This is a genomic window from Streptomyces sp. 4N124 (genome assembly GCF_052245395.1).
Lineage (GTDB): Bacteria > Actinomycetota > Actinomycetes > Streptomycetales > Streptomycetaceae > Streptomyces.
In genome coordinates this window covers 1-19,534 of record NZ_JBQQBS010000099.1, presented here as the reverse complement: position 1 = coordinate 19,534, position 19,534 = coordinate 1, and the positions used below count along the sequence as shown (strand labels likewise).

General features: G+C 70.1%; 21 protein-coding genes. 17 read left to right on the top strand and 4 right to left on the bottom strand.

What is annotated here, in order from left to right; all coding sequences use genetic code 11:
* The 3 genes from ACTWQO_RS46555 to ACTWQO_RS46545 form a co-directional block, all read right to left on the bottom strand.
* On the bottom strand, positions 1-910 hold a 910-nt coding region (locus ACTWQO_RS46555; protein ID WP_443243464.1), incomplete at its 3' end, for a sensor histidine kinase.
* A complete protein-coding gene (locus tag ACTWQO_RS46550) occupies positions 907-1,752 on the bottom strand; it encodes an ABC transporter permease (protein WP_443243462.1) in 846 nt (281 codons plus the stop codon). The genes ACTWQO_RS46550 and ACTWQO_RS46555, both read right to left, overlap by 4 nt.
* The gene (locus tag ACTWQO_RS46545) at positions 1,749-2,615 is read right to left on the bottom strand and encodes an ABC transporter ATP-binding protein (protein WP_443243461.1); all 867 of its coding nucleotides are present in this window, start codon (positions 2,613-2,615) and stop codon (positions 1,749-1,751) included. Before ACTWQO_RS46545 ends, ACTWQO_RS46550 begins: the two co-directional genes overlap by 4 nt.
* 144 nt (positions 2,616-2,759) lie before the next feature.
* Between ACTWQO_RS46545 and ACTWQO_RS46540 the strand changes: the two genes are divergently transcribed.
* From ACTWQO_RS46540 to rpsD, 3 genes are all read left to right on the top strand, one after another.
* Complete coding sequence (locus ACTWQO_RS46540) at positions 2,760-3,416, top strand: vitamin K epoxide reductase family protein (RefSeq protein WP_443243460.1); 657 nt, start codon at positions 2,760-2,762, stop codon at positions 3,414-3,416.
* 83 nt (positions 3,417-3,499) lie between these two features.
* Positions 3,500-4,855, top strand: a complete 1,356-nt coding sequence (locus tag ACTWQO_RS46535) for a replication-associated recombination protein A (protein ID WP_443243459.1) — start codon at positions 3,500-3,502, stop codon at positions 4,853-4,855.
* A 306-nt stretch (positions 4,856-5,161) separates the two neighbouring features.
* Complete coding sequence (gene rpsD, locus ACTWQO_RS46530; RefSeq protein WP_210580414.1) at positions 5,162-5,776, top strand: 30S ribosomal protein S4; 615 nt, start codon at positions 5,162-5,164, stop codon at positions 5,774-5,776.
* Between the two features lie 21 nt (positions 5,777-5,797).
* Here rpsD and ACTWQO_RS46525 read toward each other — a convergent pair whose 3' ends face one another.
* Positions 5,798-5,953: a hypothetical protein gene (locus ACTWQO_RS46525; protein ID WP_443243458.1), complete on the bottom strand. Its 156-nt coding sequence runs from the start codon at positions 5,951-5,953 to the stop codon at positions 5,798-5,800.
* A 123-nt stretch (positions 5,954-6,076) separates the two neighbouring features.
* Here ACTWQO_RS46525 and ACTWQO_RS46520 point away from each other — a divergent pair, with 123 nt between their 5' ends.
* From ACTWQO_RS46520 to nusB, 14 genes are all read left to right on the top strand, one after another.
* Positions 6,077-6,520 carry a DUF948 domain-containing protein gene (locus ACTWQO_RS46520; protein WP_443243457.1) on the top strand — a complete coding sequence of 148 codons (444 nt, stop codon included), beginning with the start codon at positions 6,077-6,079 and terminating at the stop codon, positions 6,518-6,520.
* A gap of 8 nt (positions 6,521-6,528) precedes the next feature.
* Complete coding sequence (locus tag ACTWQO_RS46515; RefSeq protein WP_443243456.1) at positions 6,529-6,879, top strand: hypothetical protein; 351 nt, start codon at positions 6,529-6,531, stop codon at positions 6,877-6,879.
* On the top strand, positions 6,879-9,551 hold the full coding sequence (gene alaS, locus ACTWQO_RS46510) for an alanine--tRNA ligase (protein ID WP_443243455.1): 2,673 nt from the start codon (positions 6,879-6,881) through the stop codon (positions 9,549-9,551). The genes ACTWQO_RS46515 and alaS overlap by 1 nt, the downstream gene beginning before the upstream one ends.
* Positions 9,552-9,568: 17 nt before the next feature.
* Complete coding sequence (gene ruvX, locus ACTWQO_RS46505) at positions 9,569-10,033, top strand: Holliday junction resolvase RuvX (protein ID WP_443243463.1); 465 nt, start codon at positions 9,569-9,571, stop codon at positions 10,031-10,033.
* 121 nt (positions 10,034-10,154) lie between these two features.
* Complete coding sequence (mltG, locus tag ACTWQO_RS46500) at positions 10,155-11,813, top strand: endolytic transglycosylase MltG (protein ID WP_443243454.1); 1,659 nt, start codon at positions 10,155-10,157, stop codon at positions 11,811-11,813.
* Positions 11,814-11,818: 5 nt separating this feature from the next.
* Positions 11,819-12,658: a shikimate dehydrogenase gene (locus ACTWQO_RS46495; RefSeq protein ID WP_443243453.1), complete on the top strand. Its 840-nt coding sequence runs from the start codon at positions 11,819-11,821 to the stop codon at positions 12,656-12,658.
* A 51-nt stretch (positions 12,659-12,709) separates the two neighbouring features.
* Positions 12,710-13,054 carry a hypothetical protein gene (locus ACTWQO_RS46490; protein ID WP_443243452.1) on the top strand — a complete coding sequence of 115 codons (345 nt, stop codon included), beginning with the start codon at positions 12,710-12,712 and terminating at the stop codon, positions 13,052-13,054.
* Between the two features lie 172 nt (positions 13,055-13,226).
* Positions 13,227-14,411 (top strand): chorismate synthase, encoded by a 1,185-nt coding sequence (gene aroC / locus ACTWQO_RS46485; RefSeq protein ID WP_443243451.1) that lies wholly within the window; start codon positions 13,227-13,229, stop codon positions 14,409-14,411.
* Positions 14,408-14,926: a shikimate kinase gene (locus ACTWQO_RS46480; RefSeq protein ID WP_443243450.1), complete on the top strand. Its 519-nt coding sequence runs from the start codon at positions 14,408-14,410 to the stop codon at positions 14,924-14,926. Before aroC ends, ACTWQO_RS46480 begins: the two co-directional genes overlap by 4 nt.
* The gene (gene aroB, locus ACTWQO_RS46475; protein WP_443243449.1) at positions 14,923-16,014 is read left to right on the top strand and encodes a 3-dehydroquinate synthase; all 1,092 of its coding nucleotides are present in this window, start codon (positions 14,923-14,925) and stop codon (positions 16,012-16,014) included. The genes ACTWQO_RS46480 and aroB overlap by 4 nt, the downstream gene beginning before the upstream one ends.
* A gap of 164 nt (positions 16,015-16,178) precedes the next feature.
* Positions 16,179-17,075: a Pro-rich N-terminal domain-containing protein gene (locus ACTWQO_RS46470; protein WP_443243448.1), complete on the top strand. Its 897-nt coding sequence runs from the start codon at positions 16,179-16,181 to the stop codon at positions 17,073-17,075.
* 139 nt (positions 17,076-17,214) lie between these two features.
* On the top strand, positions 17,215-18,321 hold the full coding sequence (locus ACTWQO_RS46465; protein WP_443243447.1) for an aminopeptidase P family protein: 1,107 nt from the start codon (positions 17,215-17,217) through the stop codon (positions 18,319-18,321).
* Between the two features lie 59 nt (positions 18,322-18,380).
* A complete protein-coding gene (gene efp / locus ACTWQO_RS46460; RefSeq protein ID WP_443243446.1) occupies positions 18,381-18,947 on the top strand; it encodes an elongation factor P in 567 nt (188 codons plus the stop codon).
* Position 18,948: 1 nt separating this feature from the next.
* Positions 18,949-19,386: a transcription antitermination factor NusB gene (gene nusB, locus ACTWQO_RS46455; protein WP_301978331.1), complete on the top strand. Its 438-nt coding sequence runs from the start codon at positions 18,949-18,951 to the stop codon at positions 19,384-19,386.
* The last annotated feature ends 148 nt before the right edge of the window (positions 19,387-19,534 follow it).

Genomic DNA, 19,534 nt, shown 5'->3' with positions numbered 1-19,534 from the left:
CCTCGGGACCGGCGGACAGCGCGCGCACCGGACCCGTCACATCCAGTTTCGCGTCGTGGCGGGCCGCCAGCCTGCCGACCGCGTCCGGGGGCGAGGCGCCGTCGAGGTCGGCGGGGGTACCCCCGGCAACCAGGGCGCGGGCCTCGACGAGGTTCTGCCGGGCCGTCTCGTCCATGAGGGCCAGGTGACGGCGGGCCTGTGCCGGGTCGTGGTCGAACTCGGCCTCGACGGCCTGGATCAGCATCAGCAGGCTGGTGAAGCCCTGGGCGAGGGTGTCGTGGATCTCCCGCGCCATCCGCTCCCGCTCCGCGAGCGCTCCGTGCGCCGACGAGAGCCGGGAGACCTCGTGGCGGCTGGCGTCCAGCTCCGCGATCAGCTCGGCCCGTTCCTGGCTCTGCTCGATGATCCGGATGATCCAACTGCCGAGCGCCACCGAGAAGACGAGGGTGATTGCGGCGAACACCGCGTTGAAGAAGACCTCCTGGGCGCCGGGCCGCCACAGCAGCGCCCAGCCCGCCACGGGCACGAGGTTGATGACCGCCACGGCCGTCAGCGCCCACCGCATGCGCAACGCCATGAAGCACGGAGGCACGAGCGCGAAGGTGAGCACCCTTGTCTCGCCGACCAGCACCGCCGACGGCAGGAACAGCGCCAGCGCCACCGCCAGGAAACGCACCGCCTGCCGCTCGTCGGGCGGGTCACCGCACAGGACGGGGCGCCCCACCCACACGTACAGGGGAGCCAGCGGCGTCAGCAGCGCGGCCGCGACGGCACGGACCGGCCACCCCGGGAACCCCGCGCCGAGCACGTAGACCAGGGTGGCCAGCCAGATCAGCGCGAAGTACGTGTCCCAGAGCCGGAACGAGCGGGCCCAGGTGTACGCGCCCCCAGCTCCCGCCCGCCCGTTCATCCGTCGCGCCGGTTCTTCCACCGGAAGGTCAGCAGGCACAGCACCAATCCTCCGACGCACCACGCCCCGAGCACCAGCGCGACCCTGCCCAGCTCCCAGCTCCCGGCCTGCTCCAGCACCTGCGCCGACTCCGGCAGGAACACCCCGCGCAGCCCCTGGCACATCCACTTCAGCGGGAACAGCGCCCCGATGTTCAGCATCCAGTCCGGGATGGTGTCGATGGCGATGTACACCCCGGAGATGAACTGCAGCACCAGGAAGGGGAGGACGACCACGGAGGTCGCGCTCTTGCCGGACTTGGGCACCGAGCTGATCGCGATGCCGAGCAACGCGCACGCCGTGAGACCCAGCACGAAGATCCACGCGAAGTCGAACCACGTGCGCACGTCCGACGGCAGGTCGACGTCGTACAGGGTCGTCCCGACGAGCAGCAGAATCGCCGTCTCCATGAGACCGGTGACGAGAACCAGCCAGATCTTGCCGAGAAAATACGCGGCCGGCGGCATCGGCGTGCCGCGCAGCCGTCGCAGCACCTTCTCGTCCCGCTCGATGGCGATCGAGATACCGAGCGACTGGAAACTCGTCGACATGATGCCGGCGGCCATCATCGCCGGCACGTACAGCTGGGAGGCGGTGATGCCCGCGCCTTCGACGTCGTCTTTGAAGATCGACGCGAACAGGAAGAGGAACACCACCGGGAAGGCGAAGGTGAACACCACCTGGTCGCGCTGCCGGAAGAACTGCTTGATCTCCAGCCCGCCCCGCTGCAGACCGAGCCCCCAGGCGCCGGGCAGCCGCTGCGGACGCGTCCCCGTCCCGGCTCGTACGGCGGTCGTGGTCATCGCGCGTCCTCCTGTCCGGTCAGCCGGAGATAGACGTCCTCCAGCGTGGGGCGGCTCACCCGCAGCCCCGGGATCTCACCGTCGAAGCGGTGCATGAGCTCGGCGACGGTCTTGGTGGGCGTGGCCGTCTGCGCGGCGCGCGGGGTGCCGTCGGCCTCCGTCCACGCGACGGTGGCCTCGGTGCCGTGGCGCTCCCGCAGCACACCGGGCTCGCCCTCGGCGACCACCCGGCCCTGAGAGATGATCGCCAGCCGGTGCGCGAGCGCCTCCGCCTCCTCCAGGTAGTGCGTGGTCAGCAGGATCGTCGTGCCCTCGTCCGCCAGTTTGCGGATCAGCTCCCAGAACTGCCGCCGGGCCGCCGGGTCGAACCCGGTCGTCGGCTCGTCCAGAAGCAGCAGCTCGGGCCCGCCGATCACGCCGAGTGCCACGTCCAGCCGCCGCCGCTGCCCACCCGACAGCGCCTTGATCCGGCTGCCCGCCTTGGCCTCCAGACCCACCAGGCCGATGACCTCCTCGGGGTCCCGGGCCCTCGGGTAGTAGCGCGCGAAATGCCGTACGGTCTCGCGGACCGTCAACTCGGCGGGCGCCGATTCGTCCTGCCAGACGATTCCGACACGCGAGCGCCACGCGCGCGTGCCCGTCGCCGGATCCGCCCCGAGCACCTGGACCTCGCCCGCGTCCCGGGTGCGATTGCCCTGAAGGATCTCCACCGTGGTGCTCTTGCCCGCCCCGTTGGGCCCCAGCAGGCCGAACACCTCGCCCTGGCGAATGCCCAGGTCTATCCCGTCTACCGCGGTCACGTCCCCGTACTGCTTGCGCAGCCCCCGTACGTCCACCGCGAGTCCGTTCGCGTGTGTGGTCATGGGAACGAGCGTCGTCCGGAACCGAACGGTCCGGGACGACCATGCGTACCTCCTTATGTCCATCGAACGGTGGATACACGGACGCGTGCGGCACAATGGCCCTGCCGGAAGAAGGTCCAGTTCTCAAGTGACGGAATCGGCGGAATGAGCAAGACGACAGTCAACGACGTCTCCACCGACCACGAGCCGGAGCGCGCCGCCCCCTCGCCGCGCGCGGAGGGTGGCAGTCGTGCACTCGCCCTGCTGCTGGTGATCACCGGTGCGGCCGGACTGCTCGCCGCGTGGGTCATCACGATCGACAAGTTCAAGCTGCTCGAGGCCAAGGTCGAGGGCAAGTCCTTCACTCCCGGCTGCAGCCTGAACCCCGTCGTCTCCTGCGGCAGCGTCATGGAGAGCGACCAGGCCTCGGCCTTCGGGTTCCCCAACCCGATGCTCGGCCTCGTGACCTACGGCATCGTCATCTGCGTCGGTATGAGCCTGCTCGCCGGTGCCCGCTTCCCGCGCTGGTACTGGCTGACCTTCAACGCCGGCACGCTCTTCGGCGTCGGCTTCTGCGCCTGGCTGACGTTCCAGTCCCTGTACCGGATCAACGCGCTGTGCCTGTGGTGCTGCCTGGCCTGGGTCGCGACGATCATCATGTTCTGGTACGTGACGTCGTTCAACATCCGCAAGGGATTCCTGCCCGCGCCGAACTGGCTCAAGGGCTTCTTCGGCGAGTTCACCTGGGTCCTGCCCGTCCTGCACATCGGCATCATCGGCATGCTGATCCTGACCCGCTGGTGGGACTTCTGGACCAGCTGACGGACTGGCCCGCTCCATGCCGGACGGCCCCGGAGTTCCGGGGCCGTCCGGCATTGTCAGTGCGGTGAACTAGGGTTTTGAGCGTGGAGCCCGACCTGTTCACCGCCGCAGCAGAAGAACGCCAGGAGAAGGACCCGTCCAGCAGCCCTCTGGCCGTTCGGATGCGCCCGCGCACCCTCGACGAGGTCGTGGGCCAACAGCACCTGCTGAAGCCGGGCTCACCCCTGCGCAGACTGGTCGGCGAGGGCGCCTCCGGCCCCGCCGGACCCTCCTCGGTGATCCTCTGGGGCCCGCCCGGCACCGGCAAGACGACCCTGGCGTATGTCGTGTCGAAGGCCACCAACAAGCGCTTCGTGGAGCTGTCGGCGATCACCGCGGGCGTCAAGGAGGTCCGCGCGGTCATCGACGGCGCCCGCCGTGCCACCGGCGGCTTCGGCAAGGAGACCGTCCTCTTCCTCGACGAGATCCACCGCTTCAGCAAGGCCCAGCAGGACTCCCTGCTCCCGGCCGTCGAGAACCGCTGGGTGACCCTGATCGCGGCGACGACGGAGAACCCGTACTTCTCCGTGATCTCCCCCCTGCTCTCCCGCTCGCTCCTCCTCACCCTCGAACCCCTCACGGACGACGACATCAGGAGCCTCATCGAGCGGGCCCTGTCCGACGAGCGGGGCCTCAAGGACGCGGTCACCCTCCCCGAGGACACCGAGGCCCACCTCCTGCGCATCGCCGGCGGCGACGCCCGCCGCGCCCTGACCGCCCTGGAGGCCGCCGCCGGGGCCGCGCTCGACAAGGGCGAGACGGAGATCGGCCTCACCACCCTGGAGGAGACGGTCGACCGGGCGGCGGTGAAGTACGACCGCGACGGCGACCAGCACTACGACGTGGCCAGCGCCCTCATCAAGTCGATCCGCGGCTCCGACGTCGACGCGGCCCTGCACTACCTGGCCCGCATGATCGAGGCCGGCGAGGACCCCCGCTTCATCGCCCGCCGCCTGATGATCTCCGCCAGCGAGGACATCGGCCTCGCCGACCCGAACGCGCTGCCGATAGCCGTGGCCGCCGCCCAGGCCGTCGCCATGATCGGCTTCCCCGAGGCCGCCCTCACCCTCAGCCACGCCACCATCGCCCTGGCCCTCGCCCCCAAGTCCAACTCCGCGACGTCCGCCATCGGCGCCGCCATGGAGGACGTACGCAAGGGACTGGCGGGCTCTGTCCCCCCGCACCTGCGCGACGGGCACTACAAGGGCGCGGCCAAGCTCGGTCACGCGCAGGGGTATGTGTATCCGCACGACCTGGCCGAGGGCATCGCCGAGCAGCAGTACGCCCCGGACGCCCTCAAGGACCGGGAGTACTACACGCCGACGCGGCACGGCGCCGAGGCGCGGTACGCGGACGCGGTGGAGTGGACCCGCAAGCACCTCGGTCGCAAGCGGTCCTGAGCACCCTGTAGAATCACTCGAAGTGCTGTGTCCTGTGCAGTCAGAACAGGACGGTCAGCCGGAGAACCGGTCCTCGCGGACCGGCTCCAGGAGCGTCGCGCACCGTTCGAATGGTGTCGCGGGCAGCCCACCACCACTCGTCGTACGACGGGACCGGTCGGTGGGTCACTCGCGTGCTGCACGTATGTGCCCAGACCAGGGAGCGGCTGCCCAGCAGGTCCGACCGACCGGACCCGCAGGGTTTCCCAGGCTGCGGATGCGACCTCCCTCAACCCTGACAAGCCGATAACCAGGAAAGAAGAAGCAGTGGCGAACCAGCCCCGCCCCAAGGTCAAGAAGTCGCGTGCCCTCGGCATCGCGCTGACCCCGAAGGCCGTCAAGTACTTCGAGGCCCGTCCCTACCCGCCGGGTGAGCACGGCCGTGGCCGCAAGCAGAACTCGGACTACAAGGTCCGTCTGCTGGAGAAGCAGCGTCTGCGTGCGCAGTACGACGTGTCCGAGCGCCAGCTCGTCCGCGCCTACGAGCGCGCCTCCAAGGTTCAGGGCAAGACCGGTGAGGCCCTGATCATCGAGCTGGAGCGTCGTCTCGACGCGCTGGTCCTGCGTTCGGGCATCGCCCGCACGATCTACCAGGCCCGCCAGATGGTCGTCCACGGCCACATCGAGGTCAACGGCCAGAAGGTCGACAAGCCGTCCTTCCGCGTCAAGCCCGACGACGTCGTGATGGTCCGTGAGCGCAGCCGCGAGAAGACCCTCTTCTCCATCGCCCGTGAGGGCGGCTTCGCCCCCGACGGCGAGACCCCGCGCTACCTCCAGGTGAACCTCCGCGCCCTGGCCTTCCGCCTGGACCGCGAGCCGAACCGCAAGGAGATCCCGGTGATCTGCGACGAGCAGCTCGTCGTCGAGTACTACGCCCGCTGATCACCGGCAGGCCGTAGCACCTCAGCCCGCCGTCTCCCCGCCCTTCCGGGCGGGCGAGGCGGCGGGCTTGCGCATGTCCGAGGCGCCCCGCCCCTGCCGTACCGCCGCCGGTTCGACCGCCTCGCCCTCGCCCAGCGCCTCTACGACGGCGCAGGCGACGAACTCCGGATCGCGCACGGGCGCCGGCGCGGCCGGGCAACTCATGTGTGCGCGGGCCGTAATCCGGTACGGAGCGGCATGCCCGGCGCGATAGGCTCGACCCACGACTTTTTCGATGTAGAGGCACGTTTCAGGGAGCGGGTGCACACAGTGTCCGGTGGAGAGGTGGCCGGGATCCTGGTGGCCGTCTTCTGGGCGATCCTGGTCTCCTTCCTCGCCGTCGCACTGGTGAGGCTGGCCCAGACGCTCAAGGCGACCACCAAGCTCGTCGCGGACGTGACCGACCAGGCCGTCCCGCTCCTGGCAGACGCCTCCGCGGCGGTGCGTTCCGCGCAGACCCAGATCGACCGGGTCGACTCGATCGCGTCGGACGTCCAGGAGGTCACGTCGAACGCGTCCGCGCTCTCGACCACCGTCGCCTCCACCTTCGGCGGCCCCCTGGTCAAGGTCGCGGCCTTCGGTTACGGCGTGCGCCGGGCCATCGGCGGCCGCAAGGACGACGTGCCCGCGAAGGAGCCCCGACGTACCGTGATCGTGGGCCGCACCCTCCCGGCCGCACGGCGGGCGAAGCGGAAGAAGGACTGAGCGAACCGATGTTCCGCCGTACGTTCTGGTTCACCACGGGCGTCGCCGCCGGCGTGTGGGCCACCACCAAGGTCAACCGCAAGCTGAAGCAGCTGACCCCCGAGAACCTCGCCGCGACCACGGCCAACAAGGCGCTCGAGGCCGGTCACCGGCTCAAGGACCGCGCGGTGGGCTTCGCGCTCGACGTCCGCGACGGCATGGCCCAGCGGGAGGCCGAGCTGGGGGAGGCACTGGGGATCAACGAGAACCCCGAACTCCCCGCACCCCGGCGCTTCGCCGCCATCGAGAACCGCACCACCCCGAAGTCCGTCGACAGCGACAGGACGACGTACTCGTACAACCGGAATGAGGACCACTGATGGAGTCGGCTGAGATCCGCCGCCGCTGGCTGAGCTTCTTCGAGGAGCGCGGGCACACCGTCGTCCCTTCGGCGTCGCTCATCGCGGACGACCCGACTCTGCTCCTCGTCCCGGCCGGCATGGTGCCCTTCAAGCCCTACTTCCTGGGCGAGGTCAAGCCGCCGTACGCCCGCGCCACCAGCGTGCAGAAGTGCGTGCGCACGCCGGACATCGAAGAGGTCGGCAAGACCACCCGGCACGGCACGTTCTTCCAGATGTGCGGCAACTTCTCCTTCGGCGACTACTTCAAGGAAGGCGCCATCAAGTACGCCTGGGAGCTGCTCACCAGCCCTCAGGACAAGGGTGGTTACGGCCTGGAGCCGGAGAAGCTGTGGATCACGGTCTACGAGCAGGACGACGAGGCCGAGCGCATCTGGCGTGATGTGATCGGCGTCCCCGCCGAGCGCATCCAGCGCCTCGGCATGGGCCCCAACTTCTGGTCCATGGGCGTCCCGGGCCCGTGCGGGCCGTGCTCCGAGATCAACTACGACCGTGGTCCGGAGTTCGGCGAAGAGGGCGGCCCCGCCGTCAACGACGAGCGGTACGTGGAGATCTGGAACCTGGTCTTCATGCAGTACGAGCGCGGCGAGGGCACCGGCAAGGAGGACTTCCCGATCCTCGGTGACCTGCCCGCCAAGAACATCGACACAGGCCTCGGCATGGAGCGCCTCGCCATGATTCTGCAGGGCGTGCAGAACATGTACGAGATCGACACCTCCATGGCCGTCATCAAGAAGGCCACCGAGCTGACGGGCGTGCACTACGGCGCCGCCCACGAGTCGGACGTCTCCCTCCGCGTCGTCACCGACCACATGCGGACGTCCGTGATGCTCATCGGCGACGGCGTCACCCCCGGCAACGAGGGCCGTGGCTACGTCCTGCGCCGCATCATGCGCCGCGCCATCCGCAACATGCGCCTGCTCGGCGCCACCGGTCCGGTCGTCAAGGAACTGATCGACACGGTCATCGAGATGATGGGCCAGCAGTACCCCGAGCTCATCACCGACCGGGAGCGCATCGAGAAGGTCGCCCTCGCCGAGGAGAACGCCTTCCTCAAGACGCTGAAGGCCGGCACCAACATCCTCGACACGGCCGTCAGCGACACCAAGCAGGCCGGTGGCACCGTCCTCGCCGGTGACAAGGCCTTCCTGCTCCACGACACCTGGGGCTTCCCGATCGACCTCACCCTGGAGATGGCCGCCGAACAGGGCCTCTCCGTGGACGAGGACGGCTTCCGCCGCCTGATGAAGGAGCAGCGGGAGCGCGCCAAGGCCGACGCCCAGGCCAAGAAGACTGGCCACGCCGGCACCGGCGCCTACCGTGAGATCGCCGACACCGCCGGTGAGACCGAGTTCATCGGTTACACCGACACCGAGGGCGAGTCCACGATCGTCGGCATCCTCGTCGACGGCGTCTCCTCGCCGGCCGCCACCGAGGGCGACGAGGTCGAGATCGTCCTCGACCGCACGCCGTTCTATGCCGAGGGCGGCGGCCAGATCGGCGACACCGGTCGGATCAAGGTCGACACCGGCGCCGTCATCGAGATCCGCGACTGCCAGAAGCCGGTCCCGGGTGTGTACGTCCACAAGGGCGTCGTCCAGGTCGGCGAGGTCACCGTCGGAGCCAAGGCCAGCGCCTCCATCGACGACCGGCGCCGCAAGGCCATCGCCCGCGCCCACTCGGCCACGCACCTCACCCACCAGGCCCTGCGCGACGCCCTCGGCCCGACGGCCGCCCAGGCCGGTTCCGAGAACCAGCCCGGCCGCTTCCGCTTCGACTTCGGTTCCCCGTCCGCCGTTCCCACGGCCGTGATGACCGACGTCGAGCAGAAGATCAACGAGGTGCTCGCCCGCGACCTGGACGTCCGCGCCGATGTCATGGGCATCGACGAGGCCAAGAAGCAGGGCGCCATCGCCGAGTTCGGCGAGAAGTACGGCGACCGGGTCCGCGTCGTCACCATCGGCGACTTCTCCAAGGAGCTGTGCGGCGGCACGCATGTGCACAACACCGCCCAGCTGGGCCTGGTGAAGCTGCTCGGTGAGTCGTCCATCGGCTCGGGCGTCCGCCGTATCGAGGCTCTGGTCGGCGTGGACGCCTACAACTTCCTCGCCCGCGAGCACACGGTCGTCGCCCAGCTCCAGGAGCTGATCAAGGGCCGCCCGGAGGAGCTCCCGGAGAAGGTCTCCGCCATGCTCGGCAAGCTGAAGGACGCCGAGAAGGAGATCGAGAAGTTCCGCGCCGAGAAGGTTCTCCAGGCCGCCGCCGGTCTCGTCGAGTCCGCCAAGGACGTACGCGGCGTCGCTCTCGTCACCGGCCAGGTCCCGGACGGCACCACCGCCGACGACCTGCGCAAGCTGGTCCTCGACGTGCGCGGCCGCATCCAGGGCGGACGGGCCGCCGTGGTCGCCCTGTTCACCACCGTGGGCGGCAAGCCGCTGACGGTCATCGCCACCAACGAGGCCGCCCGCGAGCGCGGCCTCAAGGCCGGTGACCTGGTCCGTGCCGCCGCCAAGACCCTCGGCGGCGGCGGTGGCGGCAAGCCGGACCTCGCCCAGGGCGGCGGCCAGAACCCGGCCGCCATCGGCGAGGCCGTCGACGCCGTCGAGCGCCTCGTGGCGGAAACGGCCAAGTGAGCGGAGCCGAACACGTCATGCGCCGCGGCCGTCGCCTCGCGATCGACGTCGGGGACGCCCGTATCGGGGTCGCCTCGTGCGACCCCGACGGGATCCTCGCCACACCGGTCGAGACGGTCCCGGGACGTGACATCCCGGCCGCCCACCGCCGGCTGAGGCAACTCGTCGAGGAGTACGAGCCGATCGAAGTCGTCGTCGGTCTTCCTCGCTCCCTCAAGGGGGGCGAGGGACCGGCCGCGGTCAAGGTTCGCGCCTTCGCCCAGGAACTGGCCAAAGGCATCGCGCCGGTACCTGTCAGACTCGTGGACGAACGCATGACCACGGTGACGGCCAGTCAGGGACTGCGCGCCTCGGGCGTGACGTCGAAGAAGGGCCGGTCCGTCATCGACCAGGTCGCCGCTGTGATCATCTTGCAGCAGGCGCTCGAATCCGAACGGGTGTCAGGTAAAGCCCCGGGCGAGGGCGTCGAAGTGGTCATCTGATCGCGATACGGTAACGTTCCGCGCGATGCGGCGGTGTTCGAACAGCCACCGCACAAAGAGAGGCGGGACGGAAGCCGAGCCGAAAGCCGCGCGACCGCCGCCTCGCGGCTCTAGGGGATCGATGACTGAGTATGGCCGGGGCCAAGGCTCCGAACCGTGGCATCCGGAGGACCCGTTGTTCGGGGACGGCGGATGGGAAGGGCAGCAGCAGGGCCACGCGGCTCAGCAGCCTGCCTACGGCGGCCAGCCGCAGCACTATCCGCAGCAGCCGCAGCAGCCGCAGTACGGCGACTGGGGCACCGGCGAGCAGTCCGGATACGACCAGTCGCAGCAGCAGTACCAGCAGCAGTACGACCCGCAGCAGTACGGCGGCCAGGGACACCAGCAGTACGACGAGAACGGCTGGCCCACCGGCACGCACGCGCAGACCCCCTACCCCGACCCGGCGGACCCGTACGGCCAGCAGGCCGTGGGCTACGACGGGCAGCAGCCCGACTACTACGGCACACCGGACGCCTACCCGCCGCCGGAGCCACCGAGCCGACGGCGCGAGGAGCCCGAGCCGCGGACCGACTGGGACCCCGGCCCCGACCAGGGCGAGCACGCCTTCTTCGCGGGCGGGGACGATGACGACGACTCCGACGAGCCCGGGGACGGCAGCGGGCGCGGCGACCGGCGGAGCAGGGGCGGCAAGCCGAAGAAGCGCCGCAGTGGATGTGCCTGCCTGGTGGTCGTCCTTGTCTTCGGCGGCGGCCTGGCCGGTGTCGGGTATTTCGGCTACCAGTTCTACCAGGATCGTTTCGGCGCGGCCCCGGACTACGCGGGTGACGGCACCGGCGAGTCGGTGACCGTTGAGATCCCCAAGGGCGCGTTCGGATCCGAGATCGGGCGGCGGCTGAAGGCGGCCGGTGTCGTGAAGAGCGTCGACGCGTTCATCTCCGCTCAGCAGCAGAACCCCGACGGAGACAAGATCCAGGCGGGCGCTTACCTGCTGAAGAAGGAGATGTCCGCGGCCAGCGCCGTCGAGCTGATGCTCGACCCCAAGAGCCAGAACAACCTGATCATCGCCGAGGGCACGCGGAACGCGGCGATCTACAAGGAGATCGACAAGCGCCTCGAACTGTCGAAGGGCACCACGGCGAAGGCCGCGAAGGCGAAGTACAAGGATCTCGGGCTGCCCGACTGGGCGTTGAACCACCCGAACGTGAAGGACCCGCTGGAAGGGTTCCTCTACCCCTCCAGCTACGCGGTCAGCAAGGGGCAGAAGCCGGAGGCCATCCTCAAGGAGATGGTCGCCCGGGCCAGCGACACGTACGAAGAGCTCGGCCTGGAGAAGAAGGCCAAGAGCCTGGGTCTCGACGGCCCCTGGCAACTGCTCACCGTGGCGAGCCTGGCGCAGGCCGAGGGCACCAGCCATGACGACTTCCGCAAGATGGCCGAGGTCGTCTACAACCGCCTCAAGTCCGGGAACCCCGAGACGTACGGCTCTCTGGAGTTCGACTCCACGTACAACTACATCAAGAACCAGAGCAAGATCGACCTGTCGATCGCTGAGCTGAGGCAGTACAACAACCCGTACAACACGTACTACGTCAAGGGGCTGCCCCCTGGCCCCATCGACAACCCCGGCGCGGAAGCGCTCAAGGGTGCGCTCAATCCGACGGACGAAGGCTGGTACTACTTCATCTCGCTGGACGGCAAGACCAGCAAGTTCACCAAGACGCTCGCGGAGCACGAGAAGCTGGTCGACGAGTTCAACGCGTCGAGGAGCGGAGACTGAGGGCAATGACAACTCGGGCAACTGACGCCCGCCGGGCCGCGGTGCTCGGTTCGCCCATCGCCCACTCCCTGTCCCCGGTGCTGCATCGCGCCGCCTATGAGGCACTGGGGCTGACCGGCTGGTCGTACGACCGGTTCGAGGTCGACGAGTCGACGCTGCCCGGGTTCTTCAAGGGGCTCGGCCCGGAGTGGGCGGGACTGTCGCTGACCATGCCGCTGAAGCGGGCCGTCATTCCGCTGCTTGACGAGATCAGCGAGACTGCTGCCTCGGTCGAGGCGGTCAATACGGTCGTGTTCACCGAGGACGGCCGCCGTGTCGGCGACAACACCGATATCCCGGGCATGGTCGGCGCCCTGCACGAGCGCGGGATCGAGCAGGTCGACTCCGCCGCGATCCTCGGCGCCGGCGCGACCGCCTCCTCCGCGCTGGCGGCGCTGGCCCGGATCTGCACCGGCGAGGTCGTCGCCTACGTCCGCAGCGAGGAACGTGCCGCCGAGATGCGGCAGTGGGGCGAGCGGCTCGACATCGAGGTGCGTACGGCGGACTGGGCGGACGCCGCCGAGGCGCTGCGCCGCCCACTGGTCATCGCCACCACCCCGGCCGGTACGACCGACGCCCTCGCCTCCGCCGTACCGGAACGGCCCGCCACCCTGTTCGACGTCCTGTACGACCCGTGGCCGACTGCCCTGGCGGCGCGCTGGTCGGCGTACGGCGGGGCCGTCGTCAGCGGGCTCGACCTGCTGCTGCATCAGGCGGTGCTCCAGGTGGAGCAGATGACGGGGCTGGCTCCTGCGCCGCTGGACGCCATGCGAAAAGCGGGCGAACACATGCTCGGCGCCCGCTAAGATCCCTTCCGGTTCCGCAGGGGGCGGACAACCGGAGGGGGAGAGACATTCATGGGCACAGGCATGCCGCTGGCGTCCGGCAAGAGCGAGATCTTCGAGGCCGTGCTGCACTTCATGCCGGACTGGGTGCAGATCACCGTGCTCGCACTCGTCGTTCTGGTCGTCGTCGCGTCCTGGGTCATCAAGCTGAAGCGCAAGCTCGCCCACCGGCGTGCGGTGCGGCAGGGGGTGCCTGTGCACGCGGCGGCGCAGTACGGGCAGGGGCACGGGGCGGACTACCTGGGTGCGTACGCGCCGCAGCAGGCGCCGGCGAGCGGTGCCGGTCAGCGGGAAAGCGGTGCCGATTTCCTGGGTGCGTATGCCCCGCAGCAGCGTCAGGGGAACGGCTCCGCGTGACCCGGTCCTGGCCACCTCCCGTCCGCCTGATGGACCAGCGGCCTGATCAGCGACCCGGACGTGGGAGGATCGGAGGTGGCGGGCCAGGGCCGCGCACTTGGTCACGCCGTTGCCGTATGCGAGGACGCGCATACGCAGGGCAGTACCAGGGCGCGAGCATCGAGGAGCACCGTTGAGCAGGTTGCGCTGGCTGACCGCGGGGGAGTCGCACGGCCCCGCACTCGTCGCGACGCTGGAGGGCCTTCCGGCCGGCGTGCCGATCACCACGGAGATGGTGGCGGACCACCTGGCGCGGCGGCGGCTGGGCTATGGGCGCGGTGCCCGGATGAAGTTCGAGCGGGACGAGGTCACCTTCCTCGGCGGCGTCCGGCACGGTCTGACCCTCGGTTCCCCGGTCGCGGTCATGGTGGGCAACACCGAGTGGCCGAAGTGGGAGCAGGTCATGGCGGCCGACCCGATCGACCCGGAGATCCTGGCGGGGCTGGCGCGCAACGCGCCGCTGACCCGGCCGCGTCCCGGTCACGCCGACCTCGCGGGGATGCAGAAGTACGGCTTCGACGAGGCCCGTCCGATCCTGGAGCGGGCCTCCGCGCGGGAGACCGCGGCCCGGGTGGCGCTGGGTGCGGTGGCCCGGTCGTATCTGAAGGAGACGGCCGGGATCGAGATCGTCAGCCATGTCGTGGAGCTGTGCTCGGTGAAGGCCCCGCAGGGGGTGTACCCGACGCCCGCCGACGTGGAGAAGCTGGATGCCGATCCGCTGCGCTGCCTGGACGCGGACGCGTCGAAGGCGATGGTCGCGGAGGTCGACCAGGCTCACAAGGACGGCGACACCCTCGGTGGTGTGGTCGAGGTGCTCGCCTACGGCGTCCCCGTGGGCCTGGGCTCACACGTGCACTGGGACCGCAAGCTGGACGCTCGCCTCGCCGGTGCCCTCATGGGTATTCAGGCGATCAAGGGTGTGGAGCTCGGTGACGGTTTCGAGCTGGCCCGGGTGCCGGGCTCGAAGGCGCACGACGAGATCGTGAACACGCCCGAGGGCATCCGCCGCGTCTCCGGCCGGTCCGGCGGCACCGAGGGCGGCCTCACCACCGGTGAGCTGCTGCGGGTCCGCGCCGCGATGAAGCCGATCGCGACCGTGCCGCGCGCCCTGCAGACGGTGGACGTCACCACCGGCGAGGCGACGCAGGCGCACCACCAGCGCTCCGACGTGTCCGCGGTCCCCGCCGCAGGCATCGTCGCCGAGGCCATGGTGGCCCTCGTGCTCGCGGACGCGGTCGCCGAGAAGTTCGGCGGCGACTCGGTGACCGAGACCCGCCGCAATGTGCGGTCCTACCTCGACAACCTGGCGATCCGGTGAGCGCGGTGCCTGCGGTCGTGCTGGTCGGTCCGATGGGTGTCGGCAAGTCGACGGTCGGGCAGCTGCTCGCCGAGCGACTCGGTGTCGGCTACCGGGACACCGACGACGACATCGTGGCCGCCGAGGGCCGCACCATCGCGGAGATCTTCGTCGACGAGGGCGAGCCGGTCTTCCGGGGGATCGAGAAGCGGGCGGTGCACCGCGCGCTGGCCGAGCACGACGGCATCCTCGCCCTCGGCGGCGGCGCGATCCTGGACCCGGACACGCGTGAGCTGCTGTCCGGGCATCGGGTCGTCTACCTCTCGATGGACGTCGAGGAGGCGGTCAAGCGCACCGGCCTGAACGCGGCCCGCCCCCTGCTCGCCATCAACCCGCGCAAGCAGTGGCGGGAGTTGATGGAGGCACGCAGGCACCTGTACGCGGAGGTCGCCGCGGCGGTCGTGGCGACCGATGGCCGTACACCCGAAGAAGTCACCCAAGCTGTGCTGGACGCACTGGAGTTGAAGGAAGCATGAGCGAGGCAGTGACCAGGATCCAGGTCGGCGGGACGGCGGGCAGCGATCCGTACGAGGTCCTGGTGGGCCGTCAACTCCTCGGTGAACTCGGCGGGTTGATCGGCGACAGGGTCAAGCGGGTCGCCGTCATCCACCCCGAGGGGCTCGCGGAGACGGGCGAGGCACTGCGCGCCGACCTCGCCGAGCAGGGCTACGAGGCCGTCGCCGTCCAGGTGCCGAACGCGGAGGAGGCCAAGACCGCCGAGGTCGCCGCGTACTGCTGGAAGGCGCTGGGCCAGTCCGGGTTCACCCGCACCGATGTCATCGTCGGCGTCGGCGGCGGCGCGACCACCGACCTGGCCGGTTTTGTCGCCGCGACCTGGCTGCGCGGGGTCCGCTGGATCGCCGTCCCCACCACGGTGCTGGCCATGGTGGACGCGGCCGTCGGCGGCAAGACGGGCATCAACACCGCCGAGGGCAAGAACCTCGTCGGGGCCTTCCACCCGCCCGCCGGGGTCCTCTGCGACCTGGCCGCACTCGACTCCCTTCCGGTCAACGACTATGTCTCCGGTCTCGCCGAGATCATCAAGGCCGGCTTCATCGCCGACCCGGTGATCCTGGAACTCATCGAGGCCGACCCCGAGGCCGCGCGCACCCCGGCCGGCCCGCACACCGCCGAGCTCATCGAGCGCTCCATCAAGGTCAAGGCCGAGGTCGTCTCGTCCGACCTGAAGGAATCGGGCCTGCGGGAGATCCTCAATTACGGCCACACGCTCGCGCACGCCATCGAGAAGAACGAGCGCTACAAGTGGCGGCACGGCGCCGCGGTGGCCGTGGGCATGCACTTCGCCGCCGAACTGGGCCGTCTGGCGGGCCGTTTGGACGACGCGACGGCGGACCGCCACCGTACCGTCCTGGAATCCGTCGGCCTGCCGCTGCACTACCGCCACGACCAGTGGCCCAAGCTGCTGGAGGCCATGAAGGTCGACAAGAAGTCCCGCGGCGACGTGCTCCGCTTCATCGTTCTCGACGGACTGGCCAAGCCGACCGTCCTGGAGGGACCGGACCCCGCCGTCCTGCTCGCCGCGTACGGCGAAGTGGGGGAGTAAGTCCTCGCGGGCGTCGTACGCCCGAATTGCCTGTGGGCATGGGCACTTCGGACCGCCACCGGCCGTTCACCAAACGGCGGCCGGGGACGGTACCGTTCGGTAGGGAGTGGGGTTCGGGCCCCGCTGCCAGCGCCAATTGCCTGTACGAGATGGAGTGGCACCGGATGCAGCACGCAGTGGGTTCTCCGCTGCCGCCGCCCCACCAGCCGGGGCACGGACCGGCCGACGGCTGGTCACCGGCCGCGCACCAGCCGGGCCCGCACCAAGGGCCCGCCCCCGTGCCCCCGCCGCCTCCGGCTCCAGGTCCCGCCCCGGTGTCCCCGCCACCACCCGCGCCGGGCTTCACCGCACCGCCCCCGCCGGGTCCCGCGCCACACCACACCGCCCCGCAGCACACGTCGGCTCCGCCCACGCCGGACACCACCGGCCATGTGCCGCTGCCCCCCGGCGGCCCGGTCGCCGTGCCGACCACACCGCCCGCCACCGCGGCCCCCGACCCCACGAACACCACCCTCGCGGTGCTGCTCATCGGCCCGGCGGGCGCCGGCAAGACCAGCGTCGCCAAGTACTGGGCGGACCACCGGCGGGTCCCCACGGCCCACATCAGCCTCGACGACGTACGCGAATGGGTCCGCTCCGGCTTCGCCGACCCGCAGTCCGGGTGGAACGACCACTCGGAGGCCCAGTACCGCCTGGCCCGCCGCACCTGCGGCTTCGCCGCCCGCAACTTCCTCGCCAACGGCATCTCCTGCATCCTCGACGACGCCGTCTTCCCCGACCGCCCCGTCGTCGGCCTCGGCGGCTGGAAGCGCCACGTCGGCCCCGGCCTCCTCCCCGTCGTCCTCCTCCCCGGCCTCGACATCGTCCTGGAACGCAACGCCCACCGCACAGGCAACCGCCGCCTCACCGACGAAGAGGTCGCCCGCATCCACGGCCGCATGGCCGGCTGGTACGGCTCCGGCCTCCCCATCATCGACAACTCCCAGATGGACGTCCCCCAGACGGCCCGCGTACTGGACGACGTACTGGCACGTTCCATTGCCAGCCCACCCCAGTGGTAGCCGCCCCAAAGGGGCGCGGGGAACTGCGCGACAAGCCCTCACCCACCCGCACCCGGCGCACAACCCCCGGTGGCACCCCCTCCTCCGAACGGCTCCCTCCCAACCGGCACAAACCAGACGAGCCTCCTACGCTCGTGTCATGTCAGAGGTGTACGCAGCCCGCCGAACCCGGCTCAGGGACCACTGCCAAGCCGGCGGCAGCCAATCCGCGCTGATCTCGCGCCCCGCCAACGTCCGCTACCTCGCGGGCGCCGACCCCCACGGCGCCGTGCTGCTCCTCGGCAAGACCGAAGACCTGCTCGTGTGCGCCGACCCACCCGACCGCCGCCCCACCGAGGGCCGCCTCGACGAGGCGCTGCGGATCCACCCCCTCCCCGGCGCCGGGGGCGACGCCGCCGTCGCCGCGGCCGGCCTCGCGGAAGCGCAGGTCGGGGACTCCCTCGCCGTCGAGGAACATCACCTCACCGTGGCCCGCCACCGAGCCATCCGCTCGGTCGCCCCCCGCCTCCGTCTCACCGACCTCGGCGGAGCCGTGGAGCAGCTCAGGGTCGTGAAGGACGAGGAGGAGATCTCCTGCCTCCGCATCGGCGCCGAGATCGCCGACCAGGCTCTCGGTGAACTCCTGGAGTCCATCCTCGTCGGCCGCACCGAACGGCACCTCGCCCTCGAACTGGAGCGACGGCTCATCGACCACGGCGCCGACGGCCCCGCCTTCGCCACCTCCGTCGCCACCGGCCCGAACTCCGGCCGCCGGGCCCACCGGCCGACGGACCGGCGGGTGGAAGAGGGCGACTTCCTCTCCGTGTGCCTGGGCGCGACGTACCGCGGATATCGTTGCGAGATCGGCCGCACCTTCGTGATCGGCACATCGCCCGCGGACTGGCAGATCGAGCTGTACGACCTCGTTTTCGCCGCTCAGCGCGCCGGAAGGGAGACCCTCGTGCCCGGCGCCGCCTACCGGGACGTGGACCGCGCCGCGCGCCAGGTGCTGGACTCCGCGGGCTGTACGGAGGGGCTCGCCCCGCTCACCGGCCACGGCGTCGGGCTCGAAATCGACGAGGACCCGCAGCTGGCCCCCGCGGCCATGGGTAAACTGGACGCTTGCGTGCCGGTCACCGTCGAACCGGGGGTCCACTTCCCGGGCCGGGGCGGTGTCCGGATCGATGACACGCTCGTCGTACGCCCCGAGGCGGACGGCGGACCCGAGCTACTCACCATCACGACCAAGGAGCTGCTCGCGCTCTAGCGATTGAGCTGTGCGCCTGCGCCGGGGTCGTCCACGTCAGTCCAGGAGATTCCGCAACCGTGGCTTCCACGAACGACCTCAAGAACGGCCTGGTGCTCAAGCTCGAAGGCGGCCAGCTCTGGTCCGTCGTCGAGTTCCAGCACGTCAAGCCCGGCAAGGGCCCGGCCTTCGTGCGCACCAAGCTCAAGAACGTGCTCTCCGGGAAGGTCGTCGACAAGACCTTCAACGCCGGCGTGAAGGTCGAGACGGCCACCGTCGACAAGCGGGACATGCAGTTCTCCTACATGGACGGCGAGTACTTCGTCTTCATGGACATGGAGACCTACGACCAGCTCATGGTCGACCGCAAGGCCGTCGGCGACGCCGCCAACTTCCTGGTCGAGGGCTTCATGGCCACCGTCGCCCAGCACGAGGGCGAGGTGCTCTTCGTCGAGCTGCCGGCCGCCGTCGAGCTGACCATCCAGGAGACCGAGCCGGGCGTCCAGGGCGACCGCTCCACCGGCGGCACCAAGCCCGCCACCCTGGAGACCGGTCACCAGATCCAGGTCCCGCTCTTCATCACCACCGGTGAGAAGATCAAGGTCGACACCCGCACGAGCGACTACCTCGGCCGGGTGAACAGCTAAATTGGCTGCCCGCAACACGGCCCGCAAGCGCGCCTTCCAGATCCTCTTCGAGGGCGACCAGCGCGGCGCCGACGTCCTCACGGTCCTCGCGGACTGGATCCGGCTCTCCCGGGACGACACCCGGCAGCCGCCGGTGAGCGAGTACACGATGCAGCTGGTCGAGGGCTACGCGCAGCGCGCGAAGCGGATCGACGAGCTGATCGCGCAGTACTCGGTCGGCTGGACGCTCGACCGGATGCCGGTCGTGGACCGCAACATCCTGCGCCTCGGCGCGTACGAGCTGATCTGGGTCGACGCGACCCCGGACGCCGTCGTGCTCGACGAGATGGTGCAGCTGGCGAAGGAGTTCTCCACGGACGAGTCGCCTTCGTTCGTCAACGGCCTGCTCGGCCGTCTTAAGGACCTCAAGCCGTCGCTGCGCCGGGACGACGAGGCATAAAGCGACAAGGCGACAAGAGGTACGGATGCGCCGGAGGGCCCGCAGCGAGACTGCTGCGGGCCCTCCGGCATCCCGGGCCACGGGAGCGTCGGAAGGGGCGCAGAAAGCCGCCGGGGTGGACGGAACCACAAAGTTCCAGCCACCCCGG

What these genes read in the sequence shown, in the direction of transcription:
- ruvX (WP_443243463.1), top strand. Translation starts at nt 9,569, where the DNA reads ATGCGCCGCGGCCGTCGCCTCGCGATCGACGTCGGGGACGCCCGTATC.
- ACTWQO_RS46490 (WP_443243452.1), top strand. Translation starts at nt 12,710, where the DNA reads ATGGGCACAGGCATGCCGCTGGCGTCCGGCAAGAGCGAGATCTTCGAG.
- ACTWQO_RS46545 (WP_443243461.1), bottom strand. Translation starts at nt 2,615, where the DNA reads ATGACCACACACGCGAACGGACTCGCGGTGGACGTACGGGGGCTGCGC.
- ACTWQO_RS46470 (WP_443243448.1), top strand. Translation starts at nt 16,179, where the DNA reads ATGCAGCACGCAGTGGGTTCTCCGCTGCCGCCGCCCCACCAGCCGGGG.
- ACTWQO_RS46515 (WP_443243456.1), top strand. Translation starts at nt 6,529, where the DNA reads ATGTTCCGCCGTACGTTCTGGTTCACCACGGGCGTCGCCGCCGGCGTG.
- ACTWQO_RS46495 (WP_443243453.1), top strand. Translation starts at nt 11,819, where the DNA reads ATGACAACTCGGGCAACTGACGCCCGCCGGGCCGCGGTGCTCGGTTCG.
- ACTWQO_RS46465 (WP_443243447.1), top strand. Translation starts at nt 17,215, where the DNA reads ATGTCAGAGGTGTACGCAGCCCGCCGAACCCGGCTCAGGGACCACTGC.
- ACTWQO_RS46540 (WP_443243460.1), top strand. Translation starts at nt 2,760, where the DNA reads ATGAGCAAGACGACAGTCAACGACGTCTCCACCGACCACGAGCCGGAG.
- ACTWQO_RS46550 (WP_443243462.1), bottom strand. Translation starts at nt 1,752, where the DNA reads ATGACCACGACCGCCGTACGAGCCGGGACGGGGACGCGTCCGCAGCGG.
- alaS (WP_443243455.1), top strand. Translation starts at nt 6,879, where the DNA reads ATGGAGTCGGCTGAGATCCGCCGCCGCTGGCTGAGCTTCTTCGAGGAG.
- aroB (WP_443243449.1), top strand. Translation starts at nt 14,923, where the DNA reads ATGAGCGAGGCAGTGACCAGGATCCAGGTCGGCGGGACGGCGGGCAGC.
- mltG (WP_443243454.1), top strand. Translation starts at nt 10,155, where the DNA reads ATGACTGAGTATGGCCGGGGCCAAGGCTCCGAACCGTGGCATCCGGAG.